The 16,039-nt window shown below is 63.2% G+C and carries 17 protein-coding genes; 4 read left to right on the top strand and 13 right to left on the bottom strand.

Going from position 1 to position 16,039, the window contains the following annotated elements; translation table 11 throughout:
• Positions 1–13: 13 nt before the first annotated feature.
• From ACNFCH_RS22930 to ACNFCH_RS22900, 7 genes are all read right to left on the bottom strand, one after another.
• Positions 14–379 (bottom strand): Na+/H+ antiporter subunit G, encoded by a 366-nt coding sequence (locus tag ACNFCH_RS22930; protein WP_337160219.1) that lies wholly within the window; start codon positions 377–379, stop codon positions 14–16.
• On the bottom strand, positions 376–654 hold the full coding sequence (locus ACNFCH_RS22925) for a K+/H+ antiporter subunit F (protein ID WP_043213878.1): 279 nt from the start codon (positions 652–654) through the stop codon (positions 376–378). The genes ACNFCH_RS22930 and ACNFCH_RS22925 overlap by 4 nt, the downstream gene beginning before the upstream one ends.
• On the bottom strand, positions 651–1,139 hold the full coding sequence (locus tag ACNFCH_RS22920) for a Na+/H+ antiporter subunit E (protein ID WP_337160220.1): 489 nt from the start codon (positions 1,137–1,139) through the stop codon (positions 651–653). Before ACNFCH_RS22920 ends, ACNFCH_RS22925 begins: the two co-directional genes overlap by 4 nt.
• Positions 1,136–2,815, bottom strand: a complete 1,680-nt coding sequence (locus tag ACNFCH_RS22915) for a monovalent cation/H+ antiporter subunit D (protein ID WP_196163676.1) — start codon at positions 2,813–2,815, stop codon at positions 1,136–1,138. Before ACNFCH_RS22915 ends, ACNFCH_RS22920 begins: the two co-directional genes overlap by 4 nt.
• On the bottom strand, positions 2,812–3,156 hold the full coding sequence (locus ACNFCH_RS22910; protein ID WP_043213881.1) for a Na+/H+ antiporter subunit C: 345 nt from the start codon (positions 3,154–3,156) through the stop codon (positions 2,812–2,814). Before ACNFCH_RS22910 ends, ACNFCH_RS22915 begins: the two co-directional genes overlap by 4 nt.
• A complete protein-coding gene (locus tag ACNFCH_RS22905; RefSeq protein ID WP_416743998.1) occupies positions 3,156–6,071 on the bottom strand; it encodes a monovalent cation/H+ antiporter subunit A in 2,916 nt (971 codons plus the stop codon). Before ACNFCH_RS22905 ends, ACNFCH_RS22910 begins: the two co-directional genes overlap by 1 nt.
• Positions 6,072–6,221: 150 nt before the next feature.
• Positions 6,222–7,172 (bottom strand): DMT family transporter, encoded by a 951-nt coding sequence (locus ACNFCH_RS22900; protein WP_416743995.1) that lies wholly within the window; start codon positions 7,170–7,172, stop codon positions 6,222–6,224.
• An 84-nt stretch (positions 7,173–7,256) separates the two neighbouring features.
• On the opposite strand from ACNFCH_RS22900, the gene ACNFCH_RS22895 reads away from it, so the two are divergent.
• Positions 7,257–7,820, top strand: coding sequence for an XRE family transcriptional regulator (locus ACNFCH_RS22895; protein ID WP_337160223.1), 564 nt, complete (start codon positions 7,257–7,259; stop codon positions 7,818–7,820).
• A 4-nt stretch (positions 7,821–7,824) separates the two neighbouring features.
• Here the strand turns inward: ACNFCH_RS22895 and ACNFCH_RS22890 are convergent, their stop codons facing one another.
• Positions 7,825–8,382, bottom strand: coding sequence for a cysteine hydrolase family protein (locus ACNFCH_RS22890; protein WP_337160224.1), 558 nt, complete (start codon positions 8,380–8,382; stop codon positions 7,825–7,827).
• Between the two features lie 82 nt (positions 8,383–8,464).
• Here ACNFCH_RS22890 and ACNFCH_RS22885 point away from each other — a divergent pair, with 82 nt between their 5' ends.
• Positions 8,465–9,448 carry a GlxA family transcriptional regulator gene (locus ACNFCH_RS22885; RefSeq protein WP_337160225.1) on the top strand — a complete coding sequence of 328 codons (984 nt, stop codon included), beginning with the start codon at positions 8,465–8,467 and terminating at the stop codon, positions 9,446–9,448.
• 13 nt (positions 9,449–9,461) lie between these two features.
• On the opposite strand, the gene soxR is transcribed toward ACNFCH_RS22885, so the two are convergent.
• Positions 9,462–9,902: a redox-sensitive transcriptional activator SoxR gene (soxR, locus tag ACNFCH_RS22880; RefSeq protein ID WP_070092818.1), complete on the bottom strand. Its 441-nt coding sequence runs from the start codon at positions 9,900–9,902 to the stop codon at positions 9,462–9,464.
• An 85-nt stretch (positions 9,903–9,987) separates the two neighbouring features.
• Here soxR and ACNFCH_RS22875 point away from each other — a divergent pair, with 85 nt between their 5' ends.
• Positions 9,988–10,368 (top strand): antibiotic biosynthesis monooxygenase, encoded by a 381-nt coding sequence (locus ACNFCH_RS22875; protein WP_337160226.1) that lies wholly within the window; start codon positions 9,988–9,990, stop codon positions 10,366–10,368.
• On the opposite strand, the gene ACNFCH_RS22870 is transcribed toward ACNFCH_RS22875, so the two are convergent.
• Both ACNFCH_RS22870 and ACNFCH_RS22865 read right to left on the bottom strand, forming a co-directional pair.
• Positions 10,347–11,117, bottom strand: a complete 771-nt coding sequence (locus tag ACNFCH_RS22870) for an alpha/beta hydrolase family protein (protein WP_196163684.1) — start codon at positions 11,115–11,117, stop codon at positions 10,347–10,349. The genes ACNFCH_RS22875 and ACNFCH_RS22870 overlap by 22 nt on opposite strands.
• Positions 11,101–12,213 (bottom strand): DUF3182 family protein, encoded by a 1,113-nt coding sequence (locus ACNFCH_RS22865; protein WP_416743991.1) that lies wholly within the window; start codon positions 12,211–12,213, stop codon positions 11,101–11,103. The genes ACNFCH_RS22870 and ACNFCH_RS22865 overlap by 17 nt, the downstream gene beginning before the upstream one ends.
• A gap of 176 nt (positions 12,214–12,389) precedes the next feature.
• Here ACNFCH_RS22865 and ACNFCH_RS22860 point away from each other — a divergent pair, with 176 nt between their 5' ends.
• Positions 12,390–14,198, top strand: coding sequence for an aminopeptidase P family protein (locus ACNFCH_RS22860; RefSeq protein ID WP_416743989.1), 1,809 nt, complete (start codon positions 12,390–12,392; stop codon positions 14,196–14,198).
• Positions 14,199–14,251: 53 nt separating this feature from the next.
• Here the strand turns inward: ACNFCH_RS22860 and ACNFCH_RS22855 are convergent, their stop codons facing one another.
• Together ACNFCH_RS22855 and rhtA are read right to left on the bottom strand one after the other, a co-directional pair.
• On the bottom strand, positions 14,252–14,533 hold the full coding sequence (locus ACNFCH_RS22855) for a hypothetical protein (RefSeq protein WP_070092813.1): 282 nt from the start codon (positions 14,531–14,533) through the stop codon (positions 14,252–14,254).
• Positions 14,534–14,723: 190 nt separating this feature from the next.
• Positions 14,724–15,611: a threonine/homoserine exporter RhtA gene (gene rhtA, locus ACNFCH_RS22850; RefSeq protein WP_337160229.1), complete on the bottom strand. Its 888-nt coding sequence runs from the start codon at positions 15,609–15,611 to the stop codon at positions 14,724–14,726.
• Positions 15,612–16,039 lie beyond the last annotated feature (428 nt).

The raw sequence follows: 16,039 nt of genomic DNA, 5'->3' as shown, positions 1-16,039 counted from the left end.
CTTGAGAGGGGCGTCAGTTCCCGCCGTCCCGCCCGCTGCTGACTTCTTCCGGCACGGCCTCTCCCGAGGTGCGCTTGCGGAACAACGCCGCCCGGGCCAGCAACAGCGTAGTCACCGGCACGGTGATCGACAGCAGCACCGGAATCAGCCAGGCATGCAGGACTGGGCCTTGCTTGAGCCAGGAGAAATACAGGATCGAGGCCAGGCACACGCACCAGGCGCCCAGGGTCGAGGCCAGCGCCGGTGGGTGCATGCGTTGGAAGTAATCCTTCAGCCGCAGCAGGCCCAGGGCGCCGATCAGGGCGAACAGGCTGCCTGCGAGCAGCAGCAAGGCGGTGACCAGCTCCAGCCAGAGCGGCAGTTCGAGGGCTTCACTCATTCGATCACCTCACCGCGCAGCAGGAATTTGGCCAGGGCGAAGGACCCGACGAAGCCGAACAGTGCGATCAGCAAGGCGCCTTCGAAATAGGTGTCGCTCGCATAGCGGATACCCAGGACCAGCATCATCAGCATGCCCAGGATATAGAGGTAGTCCAGTGCCAGGACCCGGTCCTGCGCAGAGGGGCCACGGAACAGCCTGACCAGTGCCAATGCCATGGCGATGGCAAAGATGAACAGGCTGGCGAGGACGGCGTTGGCAAGCAGGCCTGTCATTCGAAAATCTCCATCAGCGGGCGCTCGTAGGTGTGCTTGAAGTGCTCGATGAAAGCCGCTTCGTCCTCCAGATCGAACACATGCAGCAGCAGGACGCTGCGGTCCAGTGCCAGCTCTGACCAGACTGTGCCCGGTACCACGGTCGTGATCATGGACAACGCCGCCAGGCCATGGGCATCGCGCAGCGCCAGGGGGATGTGGACGAATGCCGAGCGCGGTGGGCGGTGGCCGGCGCACAGCACGCCGCGAGCCACCAGCAGGTTGGAGTGGATGACATCCAGGCCAACACGGCAGATCAGTCGCACGACCGCCCAGGGGCGCCGGACATGGGCATGCTGAGGACGCAGCGGCGCCATCAGCAGCGGCGCAAGGATACCCAGGGCTGCGCCAAGCAACAGGTTACCGGGGCTGACCGACAGGTTGAGCAGCAGCCACAGGCCAAACAGCGACAACGACAGCAACGGGGCGGGAATCAGTCGTCTCATGGCTGCACCTGTATGTCGGCGGTGGTCGGGCCAGGGACCGGACGCGTCGCCATCACGGCCTGGATGTAGGTATCGGGCGTCTGCAGGCTGGCGGCGGTGTCCTGGGTGTAGCGCAGCAAGGGTTCTGCCTGGACGCTGAGCAGAATGCACAGGCCCAACAGGAGGACGATGGGCAGGCATTCATAGCGGCGCAGCAGGGGCGAGGGACGCTCCTCTGGCTTCCAGAAGCGCTGGATGCCCACACGGCCGAAGGCGATCAGCGAGGCCATGCCCGAGAGGATCAACAGCGCCACCAGGCACCAGGCGGAGGCGGACAGTGGCTGCTCGGTGGGCATGCCCAAACCCTGAGGATTGAACAATGCGCTGATCAGGCTCAGTTTGCCGATGAAGCCCGACAGTGGTGGCATGCCGATGATCAGCAGGGCGCAGGCGATGAAGCTCAGGCCCAGGAAGGCCATGGTCCAGGGAATGATCTGACCGATCACCGCTTTTTGTTCGTCGTCCAGGTTGATGCCTTTGGGTGGGTGCAGCGACTCCAGCGGCGAGGGAATCGCATCGTCCTCTTCATCCAGCGGCGCCTCGTTGGCCGAGCGTGAGCGCTCTACCAGCTCGGCAAGCAGGAACAGCGCGCACAGGGCCAGGGTCGAGCTCACCAGGTAGAACAGCGCACTGCCCGTGAGGATCGGCTGGCCGAAACCGATGGCCCCCAGGAGGGTGCCGGCGGAGACCAGGATGCTCAGGCCGGCCAGGCGCTCCAGGCGCTGGGCGGCAAGAATCGAGAGTGCCGCCACCGCCAGCGTGGCCAGGCCACCATAGACCAGCCATTGCCCGCCGAAGTGCGCCGAAGCGCCGGCTTGGCTGGAGAACAGCAAGGTCCACAGGCGCAGCACCGCATACAGGCCAACCTTGGTCATGATCGCGAACAGTGCCGCAACCGGCGCGCTGGCCGAGGCATAGGCCGGCACCAGCCAGAAGTTCAGCGGCCAGATACCGGCCTTGACCAGGAAGGCCATGGCCAGGATTGCCGCGCCGGCATGCAGCAGGCCGCGATCGGCCTCAGGCACCAGCGGGATTTTCAGCGCCAGGTCGGCCATGTTCAGGGTGCCGGTTACCCCGTAGAGCATCGCCGCGCCCACCAGAAACAGCGATGAGGCGAACAGGTTGATGGCGATGTAATGCAGGCCAGCCTTGACCCGAGCCCGTCCCGAGCCATGCAGCAGCAAGCCGTAGGACGCGGCCAGCAGCACTTCGAAGAACACGAACAGGTTGAACAGGTCTGCCGTCAGGAAGGCGCCATACAGGCCCATGAGCTGGATCTGGAACAGGGCATGGAAGCTGGCACCGGCGCCATCCCAGCGGGCCCTGGCAAAGAGCAGGGCGCTGACGCCAATGATGCCGGTGAGGGTCAACAGCAGCGCGGACAGATGGTCCACTACCAGGACGATGCCGAACGGCGCGGGCCAGTTGCCCGGTAGGTAGACGCCGATCGATTCGGCCTGCCCCTGGCTGCGCACCCAGCTGAGCAAGGTAATGGCGATGCCTAGGCCAATCAGGGTGGACAGAAGGTTCAGGCGCCCCTTGAGCGGGCGACGCTTTTCACCCAGCAACAGCATCACGGCTGCGGTCACCAGCGGCAGCAGGATGGGGGCGATGATCAGTTGGTTCATCAGGCTCATTCTTCACGCTCCCGGCCATCGACGTGGTCGGTGCCGGTCAGGCCGCGCGAGGCCAGCAACACCACCAGAAACAGCGCGGTCATGGCGAAGCTGATGACGATCGCGGTGAGTACCAGGGCCTGGGGCAGTGGGTCGGTGTAGTGCAGCAGATCCTGCGTCACCCCCTCCTTGATGATCGGCTCCTTGCCGATGAACAGGCTGCCCATGCTGAAGATGAACAGGTTGACACCATAGGACAGCAGGCACAGGCCCATGATGACCTGGTAGGTACGTGGGCGCAGGATCAGCCAGACCCCGGAGGCGGCGAGCACGCCAATGGCCACGGCAATGACTTCTTCCATCAGGCGGCTCCTGCTTGGCTGGATTTGGTGGGCGTGCCCGGGCGATAGGCGCGTACCGACTGGTGCGCCAGGGCAGTGAGGATCAACAGCGTGGAGCCGACCACGACGGTGTAGACGCCGATGTCGAAGAACAACGCGCTGGCCACATGCACGTCACCCAGCACCGGCAGGTGCAGGTGGGCGGTGTGGGTGGTCAGGAACGGGTAGCCCAAGAACATGGCTCCGGCGCCGGTCAGGGTGGCGCACAGCAGGCCCGTGCCCATCCAGCGCAGGGGGCGCAGGCTCATCTGCGCCTCGACCCATTGGGTGCCAGCGACCATGTACTGGAGGATGAACGCCACCGACATCACCAGGCCAGCGACGAACCCGCCACCTGGTTGGTTGTGGCCGCGCATGAACAAGTACATCGATACCACCAATGCAATCGGCAACAGCAGACGAACCAACGCGGCCGGCACCATCATGAAGCCCAGGGCGGTGTCGGTGGCATGACGCGGGTTGATCAGATCCGTGACCACATCCGGGGCCAGTGAGCGCTGCTGGGCCGGCAACTGCATGCTTTCCTTCGGTGGGCGGAAGCGCCGCAGCAGGGCGAAGACGGTCAGGGCCACGGCCACCAGGACGGTGATTTCGCCGAGGGTATCGAAGCCGCGGAAGTCCACCAGCATCACGTTGACCACATTGGTACCGCCGCCCTGGGGCAGGGCACGGCTCAGGTAGAACGAGGAAATGTCGTTGGGCGTAGGACGGGTCAGCATGGCGTAGGACAAGAGCGCCATGCCACCGCCGACCAGCACGGCCAGCAGCAGGTCGCGCAGGCGACGCAGACGCGCACGTTCCTGGGTTCCGCCCAGCATCGAGACACCCTCGATACGTCGTGGCAGCCAGCGCAGGCCGAGCAGGATCAACACGGTGGTCACCACCTCCACCACCAACTGGGTCAGCGCCAGGTCAGGGGCGGAGAACCAGACGAACGTGATGCAGGTCATCAGGCCGCAGACGCTGACCATGATCAGCGCCGCCAGACGGTGGTACTTGGCCTGCCACGCCGCGCCAATGGCGCAGGCGATAGCGATCAGCCAGAGCGCGACGAACACCCCGGACCCCGGGATTTTCGGCCGGTCACCCCAGGACAGGCCGCTGTGCAGCATCGGCAGCAACCCGGCGAGGAAGGCCGCCAAGGCCAGCATGAACAATTGCTTCTGCAGGCGGCGGGTGGTCAGAAGCCCTTCAAGGCGGCGGGCCAGCAGCATCAGGCGCACCAAGCCTCGCTCGAACAGGCGTTTGCCGTTGAAGCGTTCGATCAGTGGTGGGTGAGGGAAGCGACCTCGACGCAGTTGTTCGCGCAGCAGCAGATAGAGCACCACGCCGCCGCACATGGCGATCAGGCTCATGATCAGCGGAGCGTTCCAGCCGTGCCAGATGGCCAGGCTGTATTCAGGCAAGGTCCCGCCGACCACCGGCAGTGCGGCGGCGGCCAGCAACGGGCCGACCGACTGGGCGGGGAAGATGCCTACCACCAGGCAGGTCAGCACCAGCAGTTCTACTGGTGCGCGCATCCAGCGCGGTGGCTCGTGAGGGGTGTGCGGTAGGTCCTGGGCGGTCGGGCCGAAGAAGACATCGACGGTAAAGCGCAGCGCGTACGCCACGCTGAAGGTCCCCGCCAGGGTGGCGATCACCGGCAAGGCGGCCTCGACCCAGGCCGTGGAGCTGATGAAGACTGTTTCGGCGAAGAACATTTCCTTGGACAGGAAGCCGTTCATCAGGGGGACACCCGCCATCGAGGCGCTGGCTACCATGGCCAGGGTGGCGGTGAACGGAATCAGGCGGAACAGCCCACTGAGGCGGCGAATGTCACGGGTGCCGCTTTCGTGGTCGATGATGCCAGCGGCCATGAACAGCGAGGCCTTGAAGGTGGCGTGGTTGAGGATGTGGAACACCGCGGCCACGGCAGCCAGCGGGCTGTTAAGACCCAGCAGCAGGGTGATCAGGCCCAGGTGGCTGATGGTCGAGTAGGCCAGCAGGCCCTTGAGGTCGTTCTGGAACATGGCGCAGAAAGCGCCGAGCAGCAGGGTCATGGCACCGGCGCCGCCGACGATCCAGAACCACTCCTCGCTGCCGGAAAGCACCGGCCAGAGCCGGGCCAGCAGGAACACTCCCGCCTTGACCATGGTGGCCGAGTGCAGGTACGCGGAGACGGGGGTGGGCGCTGCCATCGCATGGGGCAGCCAGAACTGGAAGGGGAATTGGGCGCTTTTACTCAGCGCACCGATCAGGATCAAGGGAAGCAGGATGGGATACAGTGCATGTTGGCGAATCAGTTCGCCGGCAGCCAAGACCTTGTCCAGGTCGTAGCTGCCGACCACATGGCCGAGCAGCAGCACCCCGACCAGCATGCACAAACCGCCAGCGCCCGTGACCATCAGCGCCATGTAGGCGCCGCGGCGGGCATCGCTGCGGTGGTGCCAATAGCCGATCAGCAGGAAGGAGAACAGGCTGGTCAACTCCCAGAAGAACACCAACTGGATCAGATTGCCGGAGATCACCAGGCCGAGCATGGCGCCCATGAATGCCAGGAAGAAGGCAAAGAAGCGGGGCACCGGGTCTTGGGGCGACATGTAGTAGCGCGCGTACAGCGACACCAGTGTGCCGATGCCGAGCACCAGCAGGGAGAACAGCCAGGCGAAGCCGTCCATGCGCAGGACCAGGTTCAGGCCAAGGCTGGGCAACCAGAGGAACTCCTCGCGGATGACGCCGCCATGGGCGATCTGCGGGTACATCAAGGCCACCTGGATGGTGCCCGCCAGGGCGACAAGCCCGGCGAGAATGGACTCTGCGTTGCGTGCGTTGTGCGGCAGCACGGCTGCCAGGCAACTGCCCACGAACGGCAGAAGCAATAGCACTATCAATGACATAGCGTTCTAATCTGGAGGAGTTTGCCAAGGATCATACGTGCCGAGGAGTTGATCACCAACACGCAAGCGGTTGAACATTCCTACATATGGGGTGTGAAAAGCTGTTTTTTTATAACAGTTTTTTTCAAAGCATAGCTGCTGAGCAGGACTTCACAGGCCCGGTTCGCGTTCGTGGGCGTCGCGGCTTTCCTGCGGGGCCGGGCGCTCGTCGGTGCGGCGGATCTTCAATTCGCTGACCACCACGGCAATCACGATCAACACCCCCCCGAGCAGCGCCAGGCCTGGCAGCCGCTCCCCGGCAATGCGCCCGACAATGCCGGCCCACACCGGTTCGCCGGCATAGATGAGGGTGGCGCGGGTGGGTGACACGGACTTCTGTGCCCAGTTCATCGCCACCTGGATCACCGCGCTCATGGCGCCCAGGCCGATGGCGCTGCACAGAAGCAGCCAAGAGAAGTCCGGGATGCGTTCCTGGGTCGGGACAATCATGAGAAACGCCAGGGCCGAGGCGGTCAGCAGTTGAACCACCGTGACACGACGCACATCGACCTGGCCGGCATAGCGGCTGATCAGGATGATCTCGGCCGCGATGGCCACGGCGCTGACCAAGGTCAGCAGCTCGCCCTCGCTGAGGTTCAGGGTTCCGCTGTCAGGGCCGGCTACCAGGATCAGCCCGATGAAGGCCAGGCCAATCCCCAGGCTTGGCATCAGCCCTGGGCGACGCCCAAGCACCAGCCACTGCAGCAGCGGCACGAAAGGCACGTAAAGGGCGGTGATGAACGCCGATTGGCTGCTACTGATGGTCTGCAGGCCCATGGTCTGCAAGCCATACCCGAGCATGATCGACACGCCGATGAGCATGCCGGCCTTGAGTTCGGTCAGGGTCAGCCCCGGCAGCGAGCGTGCCGACACCAAGCCTACGAACAGCGCTGCGGCGGCAAAACGCAGGCCGACGAAGAACATCGGGCCGCTGACCGACATGACGTTATGCACCAACAGAAAGGTGCCACCCCAGAGCATGGTGATGAACACCAGCACCAGTTCCGCCTTGCTCAGGCGTAGAGATACGAGGGGCGTCGATGGGGTGGAGGATGGGCTCATGGTCTTGCGCGCTCGTAGAGGGCGGCGCACAATCGGCCGCAAAGTGGGCAGTATACTGCGCAACCTTGATCTGTGAGCAATATAGTGCACAAAGATTCCTCGCACCGTGCCTCGGTGCTGCAACATGTCAGCCAGAACATCCGCCAACTGCGCCATGCCGCAGGGTTGAGCCAGACGGCGCTGGCCGAACGTTCCGGGGTCAGCCGGCGCATGCTGGTCGCCATCGAGGCCGGCGAGAAGAACGTCAGCCTCACCACGCTCGACCTGATCGCCGAAGCGCTGGGCGTGGGCTTCAGTACGCTGATCCAGGCGCCTGGACAGCGCGATCCGAGTCGAATCAACGAGCTCGCCTGGGCAGGCGAGCATCCCCTGAGCAAGGCGGTGTTGCTGGGCAGCAGCCCCGCCTTGCGTGAAGTCGAATTGTGGGAGTGGACCCTGGCGCCAGGCGAGTGCTATGTCAGCGACGCTGACGCCGAGGGGTGGAGCGAGCAGATCTACGTGGTGGCAGGCTGCCTGACGCTACTGATCGAAGCGCGCGAGCTGCGTTTGCAGGTCGGCGAGTTCTACGTGTTTCCTAGCAATTGCCGGTACGCCTATCGCAATGACGACAGCGAGCCCACGCGGTTCGTGCGCAACGTGGTGATCTGACCCTTCAGGCGTTGTATTCGCCAAGCAGTTGCTCGGTGCTCTCGACCCGGGCATAGGCGAATGCCAGGGCAGCCATGGATGTGGCCTGGACCTGGGCGGCAGGGACCTGTTTGCCGGCAAAGTCCAGGGGCAAGGTGGCGCAGGCGTCATGGGCCACCGCGACCTGGTAGCCATGATCGGCGGCGGCGCGGGTCGCGGCATCGATGCACATATGGCTCATGCTGCCGACGATGGTCAGGGCCTTGACCTCATGCTGGTCCAGCAGGGCTTTGAGGTTGGTGTCACGAAACGCATTGACCTGATGCTTGAGCACCACCGGTTCCCCAGGCTTCGGTGCCACCTTGGCGTGGATCTGCGCACCTTCGGAAGCCGGGGCGAAGAACGGCGCATCGGCGCTGTCGAACTCATGGCGAACATGCACCACCAGATCACCCCGTCCACGCGCGGCGTCGAGCAGGCGTGCGGCGTTGTCGGCGGCCGCTTCGGCACCGTCGAGGGTCCACTTGCCGCCGGGGAAATAGTCGTTCTGGATATCGATGATGATCAGGGCCTGCTTGCTCATGCTGCCTCCTGTGGCAGTAGTGGTTGGATGAGGATAGTTATAGGCTTGGGCGATTACCTTTGGGATTGGCGCGATCGACACAATGACGGCAAAAACTGACAGCCCCGGCATCCTGGAGATTGGCGTACTGGTCTACCCAGGGGCCCAAAACGCCGCAGTGATGGGCCTGACCGACCTGTTCGCAGTCGCCAACCGGGTTGCCGCAGAACTCGGCGCGGGCGAGCTGCCGACGTTGCGCGTCAGCCACTGGCAGGTCGAAGGTGACGGGCAGATGCGGGTGATCCATGACAGCTTGGCGCACCCCTCGCACGACGTTCGTGCGCTGGTGATTCCGCCAAGCCTGGCCTCGGCGCCCGCCCCTGCGGTGCTCGAGCATCATCGCGCCGCGTTGTGCCAGTGGCATGGGCAGGGCACGGTGCTCGCCTCGGTGTGCATCGGCGTGTTTTTCATCGCCGCCAGTGGTTTGCTCGATGGTCGCCAGGCCAGTACTCACTGGAATTACGCGCAGGCCCTGGCCGAGCGCTTCCCCAAGATCGAGGTCGCGGCCAACCAGCCGTTGCTCGATGACGGCGACATCCTGACCTCGGCAGGCCTGATGGCATGGACGGACCTGGGGCTGTGCTTGCTGGAGCGCTTTCTCGGCGCAACCTTGGCCCGCGAAACCGCGCGGTATCTGGCGGTCGAGCCGCTTGCGACGACCTCGCCCAGCGCACGCTTCACCCCCTGCCTGGACCATGGCGACGAAGCGGTGCTCAAGGTTCAGCACTGGTTGCAGGGCAGTGGCGCACAGGAGGCGGACCTTGCGACCATGGCGCTGTGCGCAGGGCTCGAGCCGCGCACCTTCCTGCGCCGTTTCCGGGCGGCGACAGGCATGCGGCCGACCGAGTATTGCCAACAGGTGCGCGTGGTGAGGGCGTGCCGGCTACTGGAGTTCACGCGGCGCAGTGTGGATCAGATCGCCTGGGGCGTGGGTTATCAGGACCCGGGAGCGTTTCGCAAGGTCTTCCAGCGCATCACCGGATCGACGCCCAGTGACTACCGCCGGCGCTTCGTCGCCCAGGCATGAAAGACCGTGGCCGTCATTGCGGGTGCGGCCCCGGGCCTTCCTCGGCCAGGCGATCCTGATGATTGCGCAGCGGGCACTCCTTGAGTGACAGGCAGCCGCAACCGATGCAGCCGTCCAACTGGTCGCGCAACAGGGTCAGTTCGTCGATGCGGCGATTGAGGTCTTCACGCCAGCGAGCCGAGAGTCGGCTCCAGTCCTCCGCGGTCGGGACATGGTCATCGGGTAGGCTGTCGAGGGCCTTGGCAATGTCGGCAAGGGCGATACCCAGTCGCTGCGCCATCTTGATCACGGCGACCCTGCGCAGCATAGAGCGCGGGTAGCGGCGCTGGTTGCCGGCGTTACGGGTGCTGTGGATCAGCCCCTTGGTTTCATAGAAGTGCAGTGCGGTGACCGCCACGCCGCTGCGTGCCGCCAACTGGCCGACGCTCAGCATCATCTGATGGGTGCCAGGCATGAAAAATCCCTTGACCTTGAGTTAACTGGAGGTTTTACCCTTGTTAGCCATCGTGCAGCAAGCATCCGGAACAAGGAGACTGTCCATGGCGGCTCAGCCCCATTCTTTATGGTTCACTCAGATGATTGAATACGAAGTGCCGGCAGCCTGCCAGCATGCGTTGGCGGATGCCTTGGTGCTGCGCAGTGAGGAACTGGCCGCGCGCTGTGAGGGATTGCTGGGCGTCAGTATTCAAGCCAGCGATGACGGCAGTCGGGTGCTCCAGTATCTGCAATGGCAATCACGCCAGGAATGGGCGGCCGCCGCCAGCTTCTTCGTCGAGGAGCCTTTTCTCGACCTGTTGTGCATGCACCAGGCGCGGGGCGTTAACTTCGCCGCCTTCCAGACCTTGCGCAGCCTCGTACGAGGCGAAGACGGTGGCCTGCATTGCCAGGTCGGTGAACCTCAGGCGTACCATGGGGCGTAGTGCGGGTAACGATCCAGACGTGCGCCGATGACCATCTCCGCGATCCACGACGCCAGGATCGAGCTGTAGCCTTTCTGACTCTCTTCGCTGGACAACGCATGGTCGGCCCCGTCGACGATGCGATGGGTCAGGGAATGGGCAGCAACGAACGCCGAGCGGTAGCTCATCAGCGTATTGTGCGGCACGTAGTCGTCGTGCTCCGACTCCACCAGCAGCACATCACCGCCGAATTCGGCGCAGGCAGCCAGGGCGCGATTGTCGGCCGGGCCCAGAATCCGCTGACGGTAGTTGTTCAGGCGCTGGCGGTCCAAGGCTTGCTTGGGGGTGCCCCAGTCTTCGTCCCAATACAACGCCGGAACCCGCAAGGCCAACCATTTGACCGGCCGCTGGGTGGTCAGCAGGGTCGCCAGGTAGCCACCATAGCTACTGCCGATCAGGGCGATGGCGCTCGGGTCCACTGCCGGGTGGCTGGCCAGTCGGTCATAGGCGGCCAGCAGGTCATCGAGGTTCTGTTGGCGGGTGACGGTCAGGCGCTGGCTTTCGGTCTTCTCGTGGCCACGCAAATCGAAGGTCATGCACACGCAGCCCAGCCCGGTGATCTGCCGGGCCCGGGCCAGGTCGCGCTGCTGGCTGCCGCCCCAGCCGTGGACGAAGAGAATGGCCGGCATCTTACTCCCGGGGCTGACCACCGTGCCGGCGATGCGGCCGTCCTCGACCTGCAGCTCCACGGTTTCACTTTGAATGGTCATGGTGGCGTATCCGCGCATACTTGCTGAGTTGTCCAAGTTCACTGTCGTTTCCCTGGTAGAAAAGTGTGGCGTCGGCGGGCAGCCTGGCGGTGCCGAAGACTTCGTGGCTCGACGCGCGCACCTGTTGCAGGGCCGGGTCGTCGGCGAAAGCCTGAAGCGCCAGGACCTCGGCGCTGCTGGCTCCACCCAGGCGCCATGATTGCTCCAGCACACCGCTGCGCAGGTGCTGGCGAGCGTCCAGGCCACGGGCGATATCGTAGTTGCGACGCGAAGCGATGAACCCTGGAAAGTGCTGCAGTGCAGCGCGTTCATAGGTCATCGCCTGGGTGATCGCCAGGCGTAGATGATCTTCCAGCGGCAGTTGCAACAATGCCTCATAGCCCCCTCGGACCACGATCAGGTCGGAACCGCCATATATTTCAGTGCCCTGGTGATCGTGAGTCAGGCGCTGGGTGCCGTAATAGCTGCAGCGCAGTTGCCCCACGTGCACTTGACCGACGCTGAAGGTTTGCACCTGTTCCAGGTGCTCCTCGAGCACGAGACCGACGAGCGCCAAGGCTTTATCGTCCATCTGCGCAAGCATCGGCTCCAGGTCCTGTGCGTCTTCTATCACCGCTTGCCCTCGGCCGGCGCAGGCCTGTACCGGCTTGACCCGCAGCGGCCCCTCGCGTAGCAGCAAGTGTGCTGCCTGTCGTGCGTCGGCCTTGTTGAAGACGGTATAGCCGCGCAAAAGTGCATCGCACGCGTCTTGGGCGAAGGCGTCGCTCCATCCCGGGGGGAAGTTGGCATTGGCCGGCAGAGGGTGGGAAATCGCCTTGGTCGCCACGAACGGGAAGGGCACCACACCACCGAACAGATCGTCCTCGTCGAGGATGCCGATGGCGCGGTAGCGTTGTGGATCAACCAAGGTTTCGGTGGGCAGGTAATAGTAGGCGCCGGTGCCGGACGGCGGCGGGAGGGGTTCCACGCGCGCGATGCCCAGCAGGCGAGCCAGGTAAGCGGCGATTTTGAGATGGACCGCGTGCTCGTGCTCGGGGGTGTGCTCACGGGTATCGAGCAGGACAACGGCGGTTTTCGGATCGCTGGACGGGGGCATAGGCGATGTCTGTCCGCTGGGGTGTATGGAGTCTGAAGGCACTTGGGCGGGCAAAGTTCAGCCGAAATGATCAGTGGCCGTCGCACGCTGAAGCAGCTCGGCGATTGCGGGGCATGGCTGGCTGCTCCATTATCAATGGCCTGGAATAGCCGACGATGTATCCCGCAGGAGTGCGAATGAATATTCAGTCCCCAATTCAGCAAAGTGTTCCGGCCCGTTTGGCGCGTGTGCGCGAGGTGATGGTCGGCGAAGGCGTGGATGCCCTGCTGGTGCCTTCGGCCGACCCTCATCTATCCGAGTATCTGCCAGGCCACTGGCAGGGTCGTCAGTGGCTGTCTGGCTTTCATGGCTCGGTGGGGACTTTGGTCGTCACGGCGGACTTTGCCGGCCTATGGGCCGATAGTCGGTACTGGGAACAGGCTCAGCATGAACTGGCGGGCAGTGGCATCGAGCTGATGAAGTTGCTGCCTGGCCAACCGGGGGCACTGGAATGGCTTGGCGAGCATGTTCGGCAACAAGGGGCGGTGGCCGTCGACGGAGCAGTCATGGCGCTGGCGTCCGCCCGACAACTGCAGGAGCGACTGCAGGGCCGGGAGGTGCGCTTGCTGACCCACCTGGACTTGCTGGGGCAGGTCTGGGACGGGCGGCCGGCGCTGCCCGGCAATCCGGTCTATCAGCACCTGCCGCCTCATGCCACCGTCAACCGCGCGGAAAAACTCGCCGAACTGCGTCGGACCTTGACTGAGCGGGGCGCCGATTGGCACTTCATCGCGACGCTCGATGACATCGCCTGGCTGTTCAATCTGCGCGGCAGCGATGTGTCCTACAATCCGGTGTTCGTTTCGTTCGCTTTGATCGGTCAGGAGCAGGCGACGCTGTTCGTTGGCCTGGACAAGATCGACGATCACCTGCGCCATGTGCTTGCAGTCGATGGGATCACGGTGCGCGATTATGCCGAGATCGGTCAGGCGCTGGCGGCGATCCCGCCGCAGGCCCGCCTGCTGGTGGATCCGGCACGTGTCACCACTGGCTTGCTGGAGCATCTTGATGCCGAGGTGCGATTGCTCGAGGGGATCAACCCGACCACCTTGAGCAAGTCGCGCAAGCGTGACGAAGATTTGGTGCATATCCGTCAGGTGATGGAGCAGGATGGCGCGGCGTTGTGCGAATTCTTCGCCTGGTTCGAGGCCAACCTGGGCAAGCAAACCATTACCGAGCTGACCGTCGACGAGCGGCTGAGCGCGGCGCGTGGTCGTCGGCCGGGGTTCGTGTCGTTGAGCTTCTCGACCATCGCAGCGTTCAACGCCAATGGCGCCATGCCGCACTACCGAGCGACCGAAGAGTCCCATGCGGTGATCGAAGGCGATGGCTTGCTGCTGATCGATTCCGGTGGCCAGTATGTGGGAGGCACCACCGATATCACCCGGATGGTACCGATCGGCAGCCCCAGCCTTGAGCAGAAGCAGGATTGCACCCGAGTGCTCAAGGGCATGATCGCCTTGTCGCGGGCATACTTCCCCCGCGGGATCCTGTCTCCATTGCTCGATGCCATCGCCCGTGCGCCGATCTGGGCTGACCAGGTCGATTATGGACACGGCACCGGCCATGGCGTGGGCTATTTCATGAATGTCCATGAGGGGCCACAGGTCATTGCCTACCAGGCACCGACCCTGCCGCAGACGGCCATGCAGGTGGGGATGATCAGCTCCATCGAGCCAGGTACCTACCGGCCAGGAGCCTGGGGAGTGCGAATCGAGAACCTCGTCGTGAACCGTGAGGCGGGCAAGAGCGAGTTTGGCGACTTCCTGAGTTTCGAGACCTTGACCTTGTGCCCGATCGATACCCGTTGCCTGATCCCCGAAATGCTTGGGACGGACGATATCCAGTGGCTCAATCGCTACCATGCGATGGTGCGTGAGCGTTTGGCGCCGTTGTTGAAGGGGGAGGCCCTGGCCTGGCTCGATGCGCGTACGGCGCCTCTCTGATCGGTGTCGGTGTAACAATGAAAAGGGCAGCCGATGGGCTGCCCTTTTTCATGTCACTTGCACAGGACGATCATGCTACGGCTGGTGTAGCCGGCAGGGTTGATGCCGAACAGGTAGTCGCCTGGTTCTTCGTCGGTCTCGCCGGAGCGGGCGATGACCTTGTAGCCGCGTTTGCCACAGGAGGTGGCCGCCTTGCTGTAGCACTTATCCCACGAGGAGGAGAGGCCTGAGCAGTTGATGTGCAAGCCCTTCTTCCCCCGTTTCACCTCCGTCTTGGCGGTGGCGGCGCATCCAGCTATGGCCAAAATGGCCAGGATGAGAAAAATACGTTTCATTCCTGTCCTTAAAAGCAGAGCCGACCAGCATGCCTGGCCCTGTCGTTTTCTCGCTTTTCTTCCTGAAGTTTCTCCAACATCCCTGTTTTGTACAGTAAATAGCGTAAAGATCAAATTCTTATGACAGCTTAGTCAGCCAGGCAGGGTGCGACAATGGGAAATATCGTGTCAAACGAAAATATTTCTCATGTCAGTCTGCCGCTACGGCGGCGGGCGCTTCACGGCGCATCGACAATGTAGCGCCCACCGATGCGGTGATGATCGCCAGAATCGCCAGCCATTGCGCGAATGTCAGAACCTCACCCAGGAACAGCAAGCCTGAAAGCGCCGCAATGACAGGCTCAATGCTCATCAAGGTGCCGAAGGTTCGGGCGGGCATCTTGGTCAGGGCAATCATTTCCAGGCTGTAGGGGAGGGCTGTCGAGAGGATCGCCACGCCCAACGCCACCGGGAGCAAAGCAGGTGTCAGTAGGGCGCTGCCCGCATGGGCGATGCCGATAGGGGCGACGAACAGGGCGGCGACCAGAACGCCAAGGGCGGCGGTCTGAATGCCATGTTCAGATCCTGCACGCTGCCCGTAAAGAATGTAGAGCGCCCAGCAGACCCCAGCTCCCAAGGCATAGGCTGCGCCTGTCGGGTCGATCGCGTTGCCCGATTGGCCGATAGGAATCAGCAGCAATAGACCAACGACTGCCAGGCCGATCCAGAGAAAGTCCACGACCCGGCGTGATGCGAGGATCGCCACGGCCAGGGGACCGGTGAACTCCAGCGCGACGGCGATTCCCAATGGGACCGTGCGCACGGACATATAGAAGAGCAAATTCATGCCCCCGAGGGCTAGGCCGTAAATGACCACGCTGCGCAGGGCTGCAGCACTCATGCGTGCGCGCCATGGCCGCAGCAGGAGCAGCATGATGACGCTGGCAAATATCAGGCGCAGAGCAGTGGTGCCTTGGGCTCCGACGGCAGGAAACATGGTCTTGGCCAGGGAAGCGCCGGATTGGATCGACGTCATGGCGATGATCAGCAGGCCGATGGGAAAGAGGGTGGCGGCCAGGCTGCGAGACGGGGTGTTCATTTAGGTGGGGCAATCCTTTTATATAGAGAGGGGGCGCAGTGAGCACTATAGTGCGCAATGGCGTTGTCTGGCCGCAAGAGCGTGAAGGCAATGTTTTTGAAAATAAGTGTTGACGGGGTTTCGAATCCCCTTATAATGCGCCCCACTTCCGACACAGTCGAAACGCAAAACTCCTTGAGAATCAACGAGTTGAACGCTTCAGGTAGTATCGGAAGGGCTTCGATCTTCTGATCGGCAGCGGTGAAAAAGGCAGTTGACAGCAGGTTTTAACGCTGTATGATTCGCCTCCCGCTACGAGAGATCGCAGCGAGTTAAGTGGTTGAAGTTGAACGGGTTTCTCGGAAAAAACTTCAAAATAAACGCTTGACAGACTTAGAGGAAAGCGTAGAATGCGCGGCCTCGGTTGAGCAAAGCGCTTAACCAAATCG

This window comes from Pseudomonas sp. NY15354 (assembly GCF_048068075.1).
In the GTDB taxonomy this organism is placed as follows: Bacteria; Pseudomonadota; Gammaproteobacteria; order Pseudomonadales; family Pseudomonadaceae; genus Aquipseudomonas; species Aquipseudomonas guariconensis_C.
This window is presented reverse-complemented; position numbering and strand designations above follow the sequence as displayed.